Genomic DNA, 12772 nt, shown 5'->3' on the forward strand with positions numbered 1-12772 from the left:
TGATCCCGCCGAAAGGCCATTCGCTCGATGCAAGACCCTACCGCCGATACCATTCGTGACGACGCACCAGCGCCGGTGGTCTGGCTCCTGGGGAAGACCGGGGCTGGGAAATCATCGCTGGTGCGGGCGCTCACCGGGCTCGATGAAATCGAGCTGGGCTCGGGATTCGCGCCCTGCACCCGCAGCGCCGTCATGTTCGACTTTCCCCAGAACCGGCCGTTGATGCGGTTTCTCGACACGCGCGGGCTGGGCGAGGCGGGCTACGACGCAGCGGAGGATCTGGCGCAATGCGAGGCGCGCAGCCATGCCATCCTCGCCATGGCGCGGCTCGACGATCCGGCACAGGCGGATCTCGAAGCGGCGCTACGCGAGGTGCGGCGACGCCAGCCCGGCATCCGGGTCATCGTGCTGCACACGGCCGCGGCCGAACTGCCCGACGGCCAGTCCCGGTTTCGGGCGCGCGCCGCCATGCAGGCCCGGCTCGAACGCGCCGCGGGAGGCCCATTGCCCTCGCTGGAGATGTCCTTGGCCCCGGGCGAGACGCGCGGTCTCGAAGCGCTGTGCGACCTTCTGGGCGAGACCATGCCGGAGGTGGCGCTGCTGCTCGGGGGCGACGAACAAGTTGGCGATGGCTTCGAGGAGGTGCGCGGCGAGGTGTTGCGATATGCCGGGGCGGCAGCGGCGGCGGATCTGGCGCCCGTCGTCGGCATCGCCGCAGTGCCGGGGGTGCAGGCGGCGATGCTGCGGGCGCTGGCGCGGTATCACCGGGTCGACTGGAGCCGCGCCCGCGCCGCCGAATTCGCCGCCGCGCTGGGGCTCGGCGTAGCGCTGCGCTACGGCGCGGGCTACGCGATACGTCAGGCGGCCAAGCTGGTGCCGGTCGCGGGCCAGACGTTGGGCGCAGCGGCGGCAGGTGCCGCGAGCTTTGCCGCGACCTACGCGCTGGGCCGGGCCGCGCATCGATGGCTTGCGGGGGCGGCGGCCGGGGCACCGGTGCCGGAGGCCGAGTTGCGCGCGCTCTACCGCGAGGCGCTGCGCCGGGCGGAGCGGCGGTGAAGCCGCGCCCCTTGGCCCGGCTGCGCGGCGCGCTGCTGCGCTGGGACCGGTTGCTGATCGCGGTGTCGCTGGCGCTGCCCTTCCTGGTACCGTTCCTGCTGGGCTTCCTGTGGCTGACCGAGCATGACTGGCTGCTGCCCTATCTGGGCGTGTCCATCGGCGTCGCAGCGCTGGCCTTCGCGATGCGCTGGTTCGCCCGGCGCCGTCCCGGCGGCGGCCGGGCGCCATCGGTGCTGATGGATGAGATGAAGGTCGAATCCGACCCGGTCTGGACCGAGACCGAGCGCGAGACCTTCCGCGCCGCGCGCCGGCGCATCGAGCGCGAGACGGCAGAGCCCGTAGCCTGGACCGAGCTTCCCGATCTGGCGCTGTCGGTGATCGACGACATCGCCAAGGGCATGGGGCAGGAGGATCGCAAGGCGCTCGATTTCACGCTGCCCGAGGCGCTTTTGCTGACCGAGCGGGCGGCGTCGCGCTACCGTGACCACCTGCGCCGCCACGTGCCCTTCTCGGACCGGATCTCGCTGCACACGATCCACTGGATCTGGAAACATCGCGGCCGGGCGCAGCTTGCCATGGAAGCGGCCTTCGCCGGTCACCGGGTGCTGCGCTTCGCGCTCAATCCCGCGAAAGGCGTGATGCGCGAGGTGGAATGGCTGATGGCGGGGGGCAACACCGCCTATCTGGGCACGCAGATGATGGGCGTGCTGCAGGCGGTGCTGCTGGAGGAGGTGGCGCATGCCGCGGTCGAGCTCTATTCCGGACGGCTGCGTTTCTCGGACGCCGAACTGTTGCAGTTCCAGCTCGACGAGACCCGCGCCGACCGGGCCCGGCTGGCACAGCCCGACGCGCCGCTGCGGGTGTTGGTGCTGGGACAGGTCAGCGCCGGCAAGTCGACGCTGATCAACGCGCTTCTGGGCGAGGACCGGACCGAGACCGACATGGCGGCGACGACCGACGGGGTGGTGGCTTACGAGGCGGCCATCGACGGCACCGACTGCCTGCTGCTCGACACCCAAGGGATCGATGGTGGCGCGGCGCGGCAGCGGCGGCTGCTCGACGAGATGACGCAAAGCGACATCGTGCTGTGGGTGCTGCGCGCCAACCGGCCTGGCCGGGCCGCGGACAAGGCGCTGCTCGAAGCTTTCGAGAACTGGTTCGAGGAGCATCCCGACCGGCGCCGGCCGCCGCTCCTGCCGGTGGCGACGGCGGTCGATCGGCTGGCCTCCGGCTGGCCCTATCCCGAGCATCAGATGCCTGGCGAGGTCCGAGAGCGCATCGGCGCGGCGATGGATGCCATCGCCGAGGATCTGGGCGGCCTGCGGCCACGGGCGGTCAGCGCGGTGGAGCCCGACTGGAATCTCGACGCGGTGCGCAGCGCGCTGTCAGGCGCGGTGAGCGAAGGTCTCTTGGTGCAGCGCAACCGACTCCGGCTGGCGGCGGCGCGCCATGCCCGCGCGGGCGACACCCAGATCGCGCGGTCGGGCCGGGGGCTGTGGCAGGGGGCAAAGCTGATCGGCGGCAAGCTTCTGGGTCGCATGGGCGGAAACGAAAACGCCCGGCCTGAGGCCGGGCGTGGAGACAGGAAGCCGGAACCCCCGGAGGATCACTCGCCGTAGGGCACCCAGATATTCTTGATCTGCGTGGCGCGGTGAAGGAAGCCGCGGCCTTGGCCATCGCGACCGGTCCAGTCGCGTGCCGCCCCGTCCTCGACCCAGGACTGCTTGAGGTTGCCTGCCGAGGCTTCCTCGATCATCCGGCCACCGGCTCCGGTGCCGAAATACCAGATGCCCGCCACGTCGTCGTGCTCCGCGAGGGTCTTGGCCAGCGCGTCGCGCTCGCCCGCGACGATGTTGGCCACGCCGCCCGGCAGGTCCGAGGTGTCGAACACTTGATACAGATCGGTCGCGGCCAGCGGGTGGGTCTGCGACGGGATCGCGACCACCGCGTTGCCCATGGCGATCGCCGGCAGCACGAGGCTGACGAAGCCCAGAAGCGGCTGCGCGGTCGGGCAGGCGATGCCCATCACGCCCAGCGGCTCGTGCATGGCGAGCGTGACATGCGCGCTCTTGGTCTGGTGCACCGCGCCGTCGAACTTGTCGGCCTGCGCCGCGTACCAGAAGGTGCGGCGGATCGCGGTCTCGACCTCGGCCTGCGCCGCCGTCTTCGAGGCGCCGAACGAGGTCAGGCGTTCGGCGAACTCACCCGCCCGCGCCGAGAGGTTCTCGGCCACGTAGTAGAGCACCTGCGCGCGGTTGTGGCCCGTCGCCTTGCCCCAGCCCTTGGCCTTGTGCGCCGCCTCGACCGCGTTGCGGATGTCCTTGCGATTGCCGAGGCCCGCGAGGCCCACGGGGCCGCTCGCGCCCTGCACGGGGTAGGAGTAGCCCGAGTCGGGCCGTGCCTGCTTGCCGCCGATATAGAACTTGGCGGTGCGGTCGATCCGCGCGCCGGCGCCGGGCAGCGCCTCGCCGGGCTGACCCACCGGAGCCGATGGCACGGCTTCGGGCTTGCGTGCCTTCGGCTTGGGATGGGTGAGATAGGCCATCATGCCCTCGCGCCCGCCCTCGCGGCCGAAGCCGCTTTCGCGGTAGCCGCCGAAGCCCGCGCCCGCGTCGAAGACGTTGGTACAGTTGATCCAGACCACGCCCGCCTTCACCTGCGCCGCGATGTCGAGGCAGAGGTTCACGTTCTCGGACCAGATCGAGGCGGCGAGGCCGTAGCGGGTGTTGTTGGCCAGCGCCACCGCGTCCTCTGGCGTGCGGAACGTGGTCACGGTCGCGACCGGGCCAAAGATCTCCTCGGTCGCCAGCGTCGATGCGGGCTCGACCTTCATGGCAATGGTCGGCGGGAAGAAGCAGCCCTCGGGGGCGCTGCCCTGCACCAGCTCCGCGCCCTCGGCCACGCCCTGTGCGACGAGGCCGCGAATCCGCTCGAGCTGCACCGGGTGGACGATCGCGCCCATGTCGGTGTTCTTGTCGAGCGGGTCGCCGACGCGCAGCTGGCGCATCCGCTTCTCGAGCAGTTCCTCGAAGCGCTTTGCGACGCTCTCGGCCACCAGCACCCGCGCGCCGGCGCAGCAGACCTGGCCCGCGTTGAACCAGATCGCGTCGACGACGCCCTCGACCGCGGCATCCAGATCGGCATCGGCGAAGACCACGAAGGGCGACTTGCCGCCCAGTTCCAGCGTCAGCGACTTGGCCGAACCGGCGGTTTCGCGACGGATGCGGCGGCCGACTTCGGTCGATCCGGTGAAGGCGATCTTGTCGAGGCCCTCATGCGCGACGATCGCGGCACCGGTGCGGCCGTCGCCGGTGACGATGTTGAGCACGCCCTTGGGCAGGCCGACCTCGGCCGCGATCTCGGCGAAGGCCAGTGCGGTGAGCGGGGTGTACTCGGCGGGCTTGAGCACCACGGTGTTGCCGGCGGCCAGCGCGGGCGCGACCTTCCACGCCAGCATCAGCAGCGGGAAGTTCCACGGGATGATCTGGCCGCAGACGCCATGCGGCGCGGTGCCCGGAAGCTCGTCCTCCATGATCTCGGCCCAGCCGGCATGGTGGTAGAAGTGGCGCGCGACCAGCGGCACGTCGGCGTCGCGGCTCTCGCGGATCGGCTTGCCGTTGTCGAGGCTCTCGAGCACGGCGAGGAAACGCGCATGCTGCTGCACGTGGCGGGCGATGGCGTAGAGATACTTGGCCCGCTCGTGGCCGGGCAGCGCCGCCCAGCCGGGCTGGGCCGCGCGGGCGGCCTTGACGGCGGTGTCGACATCATCCTCGGTGCCCTGCGTGACCCGGCCCAAAAGCTCGTTCGAGGCGGGGGACAGGACGTCGAAGGTCTCGCCGGGCGCGGTGAAGGCGCCGTCGATGAAATGGCCGAAACCGGCCTCGTGCTTCTTGAGCCAATCGCGCACGATGGCGCTGTCCTCGGGGGCCTTGCCGTAATCCATGGTCGCGAGAATGTCCGTGATCGTGTTCATGACGCGCTCTCCCTCAGGCCAGCGAATGACGGTGGGCGGCGGCGTAGCGCCCGGTGACGTGGTGCTCCAACTGGCGCTCGATATCGCCCAGCATCGACGAGGCGCCGAGCCGGAACAGGTCGGGCTGGAGCCAGTCGTTCCCGAGCTCTTCCTTCATCAGGTACTGCCAGGCGAGCGCGTCCTTCGCGGATTTCATGCCGCCCGCGGGCTTGAAGCCGACCCGGTGGCCGGTGGCGTCGCCGTAGTCGCGCAGCGCCCGCACCATGGTCAGCGACACGGGCAGGGTGGCGTTGACGCCCTCCTTGCCGGTCGAGGTCTTGATGAAGTCGGCCCCCGCCTGCATCGCCACCATCGAGGCCGCGTAGACGTTGCGCAGCGTTGCGATGTCGCCGGTGGCGAGGATCGCCTTGAGATGCGCGTCGCCGCAGGCTTCGCGCATCGCCGCCACCTCGTCATAGAGCGCGGCCCAGTCGCGTTTGAGCACGTGCTCGCGGGTGATGACGATGTCGATCTCATGCGCACCCTGATCGACGGTCCAGCGGATTTCCTCGAGCCGCAGATGCAGCGGCATGAGGCCGGCGGGAAAGCCGGTGGCGACCGAGGCCACGGGGATGCCGGTGCCGCGCAGCGCCTTCACGGCATGCGGCACCATGGTCGGATAGACGCAAACCGCGCCGGTGGTTAGGCCCATATCGGCGATGCCGAGCCCTTCCATGATGCGCGGCGCGAGCGGCTGGCGCGCCTTGGCGCAGAGCCGCTGCACTCGGCCCTCGGTGTCGTCGCCCGCCAGCGTGGTCAGGTCGATGCAGCGGATCGCGTTGACCAGCCAGGCGGCCTGATGGGTCTTCTTGACCGAGCGGCGGGTGGTCAGGGTCGCGGCGCGCCGTTCCGCCGCCGAGCGGTTGAGGGCGCGGCCTTCGAACATCGCCGGGTCGAGCTTTGTTCCGAGGTTGCGGGCTTGGTTCGTGAGGCTCTCGGGCTGGTCTGGCAGCGCGGCTGTGGTCATCGGTCGGGCTCCGGCCATGAAGGTGGACCCGGAATGTCTAACAGATAACGGTGATCTGCCTAGGGCGTCGCGACGGCACCTGTCGAAAGGTCAGGCCGGCGCGGGCATTTGCCCACTCCGCGACCTTAACGCTCAGCGCCGCGCAGGCACTCCGGTCCGGCCAAGTATGCTGTCCTTCCGGCGCGAGTGCCAGATGTTCCGGGCCCCCTTACATTATGTGCGGCTCAATCAGAAAGCCTGACGATGCGCGACAACCGTATCACTTGGTCAGGATCAGCTTGCCCGCGCGGGTGATGCGCAGCGTGTAGCTCTGGCCGTCCAGCAGGATACGGGCGCGTATGCCGTCGCCGGTCAGGGCGCGCGCGTCGTGAACGGGCAGGTCGGCGTCTTCGGCGCGCACCGGGTAGGGAAGGGTGGTCATCGGCGTCATGTCGAACTCCTCGAGCACAGGTCGAACACTGGGGCGCGGCTTGCCCGAGGGGCTGGCATGCGGTTGCCATTAAGTTGATTAAAAGAATCGGGTTTGTCAACTGCACGCGTGTATCTGTCGGCGGGCCGCCGGTTTTCCCATCCCCGGCGGGTGTCAATCGGCCGAGAAACGCCATTCCGTGACTTGCCGGAATCCGGCCCCCGGCGTGATCCGGAAGGTCGGAAAGGCAGGGTGATGCGGCGCGTCGGGCCAGCGCTGCGCTTCGATGGCGAGCCCTGCATAAGGCGCGAGCCCGGCGCGGTCGGCGTCGCGCCCGTCATAGACCTGAAGCCCCGGCGCCGTGGTGGCGATGCGCATGGTGACGCCACCGCCGATCATCTCCATGACCTCCCGCAACTCGGCATCCTCGTGCGACAGGCAGAAATTGTGGTCGAGCGGCGGCGCGCCCGGCGTGATCGCGCGCGGCGCCCGGAAATCATGGCTGCTTCCGGGGGTGGGGGCGATTTCGCCTGTGGGCAGCGATTCCGCGTCCGTGGGCAGCCAGTGCCCGGCCGCGACGCGCAGCAACTGCCCTTCGATCGTCGGGGTGCCGGCAAGGTTCCAGTAGCTGTGATTGACCGGGTTCATCAGCGTCGGCTCGTCGGTCGTGGCCTCGAGTTCGAGCCGCAAGGTGGCGGGGGCGCGCAGCGACCAGCGGGCGCTGATCCGGCGGTTGCCGGGAAATCCGTCCGCGCCATCGGGTAGATCGACCGCGAGCGTCGCGGTGTCGGCGGTTTCCTCGATCACCTCCCAGATCTTGAACTGCGTGCCATGGCGTCCCGAATGCAGCAAGGCGCGGTGATGATTGGCGGTAAAGCGGTATTCCGCCCCGTCGATCGTGGCACGGGCACCGGCGATGCGGTTGGCGACGGGACCGATGATGGCCCCGAAGTATTTCATCGCCCCGTCATAGGCCGCGAGATCGTCCGAGCCGATCGTCAGGTTGCGCTCGAGCCCGTCGAGCCGAACCGCGTGCAGGATCGAGCCGCGCGTCAGCAGATCGACCGAGAGCCCCGCTCCCGAAAGCAACAGGCGGTGCACCGCGCGGCCCTGCTCGTCGGTGGCGAAGGGGGTCACAGGATCACCTGGTGCTCTTTCTGCCCCGGTGCCTCGGCCCGGACCTGGAAGGTACGGCCCGAATCCGGGCCGTCGGCGATCTCGGCCTCGGACAGCCCCGCCGTGGCCGAGGTGAGGTACATCGTCCGCATGTCGTCGCCGCCGAAGGCGGGGCAGGTGACCTGCGGCGCGGTGGGGCAGGGATGGACCGCCACCTCGCGCCCATCGCGGTCGTAGCCCGCGACCCGGGCGGATCCCCATTGCGCGTTCCACAGCGTGCCTTCGGCATCGACCACCGCGCCGTCGGGGTTGTGGCCCGCGCGCTTGCAATCGACGAAGACCTCGGCCTCGCCCACGGGCCAGCCATTCCCATCGGTCCGCTGGCGCATGATCATCCCGGTCGGCGTGTCCGAATAGTGGAGATACCCGCCCTCGGGTGGAAAGCAGATCGCATTGGGGATGGACATGCCGGAACGGACCTGCCGCAGCTCGCCGCGATAGTAGCGGTAGAGCGCGCCGGCATTGGTCTCGGCGTCGATGCCCATGGTCGAGACGTAGAAGCCGCCATGCGGATCGGCGCGGCCGTCATTGGAGCGGGTGACAGGGTTGTCGCTGTCGAAATCGCAGACCCGCTCGCTCCGCCCGGTCTTGATGTCGAATGTCAGCAGCGCCTTGTTGGTGGCGACGAGCAGCGTGTCGCGATCGACCCAGCCGGCGCAGGAGGGCATGTCCTCGAAGGCCCAGTGCCGACCCGGCATGTGCAGGCGGCGACCGAGAATGTCGAACCAGAAGAGCTCTCCGCGTTCCGGATGCCACAGCGCGCCCTCACCCAGCACACAAGAGGTGTCGTCGAAGACCTCGAAGGCGGCGCGCGCACTCATGCCACGGCCTCGTCGAAGGCCGCGACGATCTCGCGGGCGCGGCGCCCGACCTCCGCCGCCGCAAGGCCCGGCGTGTAGAGCGCGGTGCCCAGACCGAACCCGTCGGCTCCGGCGGCGATCCAGTCGCGGAAGTTCGACGCCCCGGCGCCGCCCACGGCGTAGATCGGCGCCTCCGGGGGGAATACCGCGCGCATCGCCTTGAGCCCGTCGGGCCCGATCAGGCTCGCCGGGAACAGCTTGAGACCGGTGGCCCCGGCGGAGAGCGCCGCGAAGCCCTCGGTCGGGGTCATCACGCCGGGCCAGCTTTCCATGCCGGCCGCGACGGTGGCGTGAATCACCTCCGGGTCCATGTTGGGGGAGACCACGAGATTGCCGCCTGCCGCCTTCAACTCGGCGACCTGCGCGGTGGTGAGCACCGTGCCCGCGCCGATCGTGGCGCGGCCCGCGCAGGCGCTGGCCATGGCGCGGATGCTGTCGAAGGGGCGCGGCGAGTTCAGCGGCACCTCGATCACCGTGATGCCTTCGGCGATCAGCGCCTCGGCGACGGAAACGGCATCCTCAGGGGTGATGCCGCGCAGGATCGCGATCAGCGGTCGGGTCATGCGGTGGTCCTTTGCTTCCAGGCGGCGGTGAGGCCCGCCAGCGTCGCGGCGGTGCCGTTGGCCTGCGTCGCGGGTGCGCCCTGCGCGCCCAGCGCGCGGACATAGAGCCCCGCGAGGCCGCCGGCGCCGATCACCCCGATCTGCTGGCCGAGCCAGTAGGGTTTCGCGGCGGCGAGCTCGGCCCCGATCAGCAGCCCCGAAAGCCGGGCCCGCTGCACCGCGCCGCTTCGGCCCTGAAGCAGCCCCTCGGCGCGGATCGAGAACAGCGCCGAGGCTAGCCGCTCGGGGCGCGACAGGGTCTCGGCCACGCCCGCGTCGAAGGCCGCCTCGTCCCACCCTTCATTCGTGAGCGAATGGCGCAGCACGGTATGGGTGGACAGCGCCGCGAAGAGCTCGCCGGTCAGGAAGCTGCGAAAGCTCACCACCTCGCCGGCGCTGAGATGCGCCCATTTCGAGTGGCTGCCCGGCAGGCAGAGCACGCCGTCCCACCCGGGATTGAGCGCGAGGAAGCCCGCGATCTGGGTCTCTTCACCGCGCATCACGTCGGCGGGGTCCGACTGCGACAGGCCGGGAATGATCGAGACGTCGAGTTCGCCGGGCGCGCGGGTCAGCGCCGGCGACAGAGGTGGGCACGGCACCGACGCGTAGGACGCCTCGGCCCAGCCCTGCCTTGCGCCGACCATGCCGCAGGCGACGATCGGCACCGGCCCCTGTTCGAGCCAGTCACCGGCCAGAGCGCGCAGCGCGGTCTCGAAATCCTCGGGGGCGAGGCGGCCCATTCCCGCATCGGAGCCGCGCTCCTCGATCACCGTGCCGTCGCGACGCATCGCCCACCCACGCAGCCGCGAGGTGCCCCAGTCGAGTGCGATCCAATCGGGCCGGCTCATCCGGTCACGCTGACGCCGGCGTCGATCACCAGCATCTGGCTGGTCACCATCCGCGCGGCGTCCGAGGCAAGGAACAGCACGCCGCCCGCGATATCCTCGGGCTGCATCAGATCGGGCAGGCATTGGCGCTGGCGGTGCTTCTCCACCGCTTCGGGGCTGGCCCAGAGCGCCTTCTGCCGCTCGGTCATCACCCAGCCGGGGGCCAGGGCGTTGACGCGGATGCCGCGCCCGCCCCATTCGCGGGCGAGGCTGCGGGTCAGCCCCATGATCGCGGCATTCGCGGCGACATAGGCCGAGAGGCGTGGCACGCCCATCAGGTAGCTGCCGGAGGACATGTTGACGATCGCGCCGCCGCCCGCGGCCTCCATCATCGGCGCCACCTTCTGCGCGGCGAAGAAGTAAGGCTTGAGATTGACCGCGAGGCAGGCGTCCCACTCGGCCTCGGTCATCTCCTGCGCGTCGTGGCGGGTGTCGTCGGCGGCGTTGGAGACGAGCACGGTCACCGGGCCATGCGTCGTCGCGGCAGTGTCGATCGCGGCCATCAGGGCAGGGGTGTCGGTCACGTCGCCCTGCACGAAGAGCGGGCGGTTGCCGGTGCGGGCCTCCATCTCCTCGACCGTGGCGCTCGCATCGGCGCGGTCGAAGAAGGCGACCCGCGCACCCTGCCGCAGGAACGCCTCGACCAGCGCGGCCCCGATGCCGCTGGCGCCGCCGGTGAGGAACACCGAGGCGTCCTTCAGATCCGGATGGACCGCCTCAAACCCTGTACCGCTCTCCATCGTCCTCTCCCGTGCTGCGCAGGCAGAGTGTCACCGCCGCGCACGGAGTTACAAGGGTCGGCAAGGCGATCTGGATCCCTGTTTCATATAATGAGACGTTGGTTTCAAATACCGGGATCAATAGCAGAGTACCGTGTCGGCGGCATGGGCGAGGTCGATCAGCGTTTCGGGCATCGCGAACTCGGCCGGGTGGCCTTCGAGCAACTCCTCATCATAGCCGCGCGCCTTGGCCGACAGCCCGGAGACGCGGAATCGCGCCCCGGCCTCGGCCAGGGCCGTGAGATGGTCGGACAGCCGTCCCGTTCCCTGGCCCTCGATCCCGGCATGCGCGGGCGCGAGCAGATGCACCCCATCGCCGGCGAGGAACAGCGTGACGTCATGGCCCTTATGCGCGGCGGTCAGCGCGACTAGGCAGCCCAGCGTCGCCTTGTTGGGGTCGGCGGGACCGGTGTGGATATGCACGAGAAAGCGAGGCATGGGATCTCTCCGGGATCGGTCCCGCCCCGGCAGGGGGCGGGGGTTTCAGGAAACCGCCGACGCACCCTCCCGGTCAAGCGCGGCCTGTCACGCGACCCGGCCCAGAGCGCCATCCACTGCCGCGAGGATCTCGTCGATCTCGGACGTGCCGGCGATCAGCGCGGGCGCGAAGAGCAGCACGTTGTTGAAGCCCGGCACCGAGCGGTTGGTGGCCCCGATGATCACGCCCTGCTTCAGGCAATCGGCCACCACGGCCTGCACCAGCTTCTCGGAGACCGGCCCGCGCGTGTCGCGGTCGGCCACCAGCTCGGCCCCGGCGAACAGCCCCATGCCGCGCACGTCGCCGATCAACGCGTGCTTTTCCATCAGCGCCCTCAGCCCATCATGCAGGTAGGCGCCCATCCGCGTCGAGTTCTCGAGCAGGTTCTCCTCTTCGAGGATACGCAGGTTCTCCAACGCCGCGACCGGACCGGAGGTGCAGCCGCCGAAGGTCGAGATATCTCGGAAATGCGCCATCGGGTCGGAGGCGTCCTTGAACTTCTCGAACACGGCCTCGGTGGTCACGCAGCATGAAATCGCGGCGTAGCCCGAGGCCACGCCCTTGGCCATGGTCACGATGTCGGGCTGCACCCCGAACTGCTGGTAGCCGAACCAGGTACCGGTCCGGCCCATGCCGCAGACCACCTCGTCGATATGCAGCAGGATCTCGTACTTGCGGCAGATCTCCTGCACCTTTTCCCAGTAGCCCTTGGGCGGCAGGATGATGCCGCCGCCGGCGGTGATCGGCTCGAGGCAGAGCGCGCCGACCGTGTCGGGTCCCTCGCGCAGGATCACCTCCTCGATCGCCTCCGCGGCCCGGACCCCGTAATCCTCGCCCGCGAGCCCGTCCTGGGCCCGGTACTCGAGACAATGCGGCACCATCACGAATTCGGGCACGAAGGGACCGTATTGCGCGTTGCGCTCCAGCTGCCCGCCGGCCGAGAGGCAGGCGATGGTGGTGCCGTGATAGTCCCGCTCGCGGTAGAGGATCTTGGACTTGCGGCCGCCGTGATGCTTGTGGCTGATCTGGCGCACCATCTTGAAGGCCTTCTCGTTGGCCTCCGAACCGGAATTGGCGAAGTAGACGCGGGACAGCCCCGGCATCTTCTCGGTCAGCGCCTCGGCGAAGCGGGCGCCTGGCACCGTCCCTTGCGCGCCGGCGAAGTAACACATCTTCACAAGCTGCTCGCGCACCGCATCGGCGATGCTCTCGCGCCCATAGCCGACATTGACGGTCCAGACCCCGCCGGACACCGCGTCGAGATGCTCCTTGCCGGTGATGTCCCAGACCCGCATGCCGCGCCCCTCGACGATGATGCGCGGATCGGTGGTCTCCAGCGCCCGGTGCTGGATCATGTGGTGCCAGACATGGGCCCGGTCGGCCTCGATGACGCGGGCGGGGTCGTTGTGCATCAGGTCTTCCATGGCGAGCCTCGCTGTCGGGATGTCGCCACCACTCTGCGCGGCGCGCGTTGCCGGTCAAGGAAAACCGGATTCGCATGACGCACAAAATTTACCGTTTGGAAAAAAATGATTCCGTGTCAGGC

Annotated in this window: 12 protein-coding genes; 2 read left to right on the forward strand and 10 right to left on the reverse strand. The window is 69.6% G+C overall.

Annotated features, from left to right (window positions below; genetic code table 11):
• The first annotated feature begins 27 nt into the window (after positions 1-27).
• Together O4G76_RS13235 and O4G76_RS22040 are read left to right on the forward strand one after the other, a co-directional pair.
• On the forward strand, positions 28-1056 hold the full coding sequence (locus tag O4G76_RS13235; RefSeq protein WP_269397779.1) for a GTPase domain-containing protein: 1029 nt from the start codon (positions 28-30) through the stop codon (positions 1054-1056).
• Entirely contained in the window at positions 1053-2675 is a 1623-nt protein-coding gene (locus O4G76_RS22040) for a GTPase (RefSeq protein ID WP_269397780.1), read from the forward strand. The genes O4G76_RS13235 and O4G76_RS22040 overlap by 4 nt, the downstream gene beginning before the upstream one ends.
• Here the strand turns inward: O4G76_RS22040 and O4G76_RS13245 are convergent.
• From O4G76_RS13245 to O4G76_RS13290, 10 genes are all read right to left on the reverse strand, one after another.
• The gene (locus O4G76_RS13245; RefSeq protein WP_269397781.1) at positions 2663-5029 is read right to left on the reverse strand and encodes an aldehyde dehydrogenase family protein; all 2367 of its coding nucleotides are present in this window, start codon (positions 5027-5029) and stop codon (positions 2663-2665) included. The two genes, O4G76_RS22040 and O4G76_RS13245, sit on opposite strands and share 13 nt — an antisense overlap.
• Positions 5030-5042: 13 nt before the next feature.
• Complete coding sequence (gene deoC, locus O4G76_RS13250; protein WP_085897168.1) at positions 5043-6035, reverse strand: deoxyribose-phosphate aldolase; 993 nt, start codon at positions 6033-6035, stop codon at positions 5043-5045.
• A 259-nt stretch (positions 6036-6294) separates the two neighbouring features.
• Entirely contained in the window at positions 6295-6456 is a 162-nt protein-coding gene (hemP, locus tag O4G76_RS13255) for a hemin uptake protein HemP (protein WP_085897212.1), read from the reverse strand.
• 162 nt (positions 6457-6618) lie between these two features.
• Positions 6619-7581, reverse strand: a complete 963-nt coding sequence (locus tag O4G76_RS13260; protein ID WP_269397782.1) for an aldose epimerase family protein — start codon at positions 7579-7581, stop codon at positions 6619-6621.
• On the reverse strand, positions 7578-8441 hold the full coding sequence (locus O4G76_RS13265; RefSeq protein WP_269397783.1) for an SMP-30/gluconolactonase/LRE family protein: 864 nt from the start codon (positions 8439-8441) through the stop codon (positions 7578-7580). Before O4G76_RS13265 ends, O4G76_RS13260 begins: the two co-directional genes overlap by 4 nt.
• Positions 8438-9043, reverse strand: coding sequence for a 2-dehydro-3-deoxy-6-phosphogalactonate aldolase (locus O4G76_RS13270; RefSeq protein ID WP_269397784.1), 606 nt, complete (start codon positions 9041-9043; stop codon positions 8438-8440). Before O4G76_RS13270 ends, O4G76_RS13265 begins: the two co-directional genes overlap by 4 nt.
• Positions 9040-9930, reverse strand: coding sequence for a 2-dehydro-3-deoxygalactonokinase (locus O4G76_RS13275; protein ID WP_269397785.1), 891 nt, complete (start codon positions 9928-9930; stop codon positions 9040-9042). Before O4G76_RS13275 ends, O4G76_RS13270 begins: the two co-directional genes overlap by 4 nt.
• The gene (locus O4G76_RS13280; RefSeq protein WP_269397786.1) at positions 9927-10709 is read right to left on the reverse strand and encodes an SDR family NAD(P)-dependent oxidoreductase; all 783 of its coding nucleotides are present in this window, start codon (positions 10707-10709) and stop codon (positions 9927-9929) included. Before O4G76_RS13280 ends, O4G76_RS13275 begins: the two co-directional genes overlap by 4 nt.
• Positions 10710-10826: 117 nt before the next feature.
• Positions 10827-11186 carry a DsrE family protein gene (locus O4G76_RS13285; RefSeq protein ID WP_269397787.1) on the reverse strand — a complete coding sequence of 120 codons (360 nt, stop codon included), beginning with the start codon at positions 11184-11186 and terminating at the stop codon, positions 10827-10829.
• 87 nt (positions 11187-11273) lie between these two features.
• Entirely contained in the window at positions 11274-12650 is a 1377-nt protein-coding gene (locus tag O4G76_RS13290; protein ID WP_269397788.1) for an aspartate aminotransferase family protein, read from the reverse strand.
• Positions 12651-12772 lie beyond the last annotated feature (122 nt).

The sequence above is a fragment of the Limimaricola sp. G21655-S1 genome (assembly GCF_027213785.1).
Lineage (GTDB): Bacteria > Pseudomonadota > Alphaproteobacteria > Rhodobacterales > Rhodobacteraceae > Limimaricola.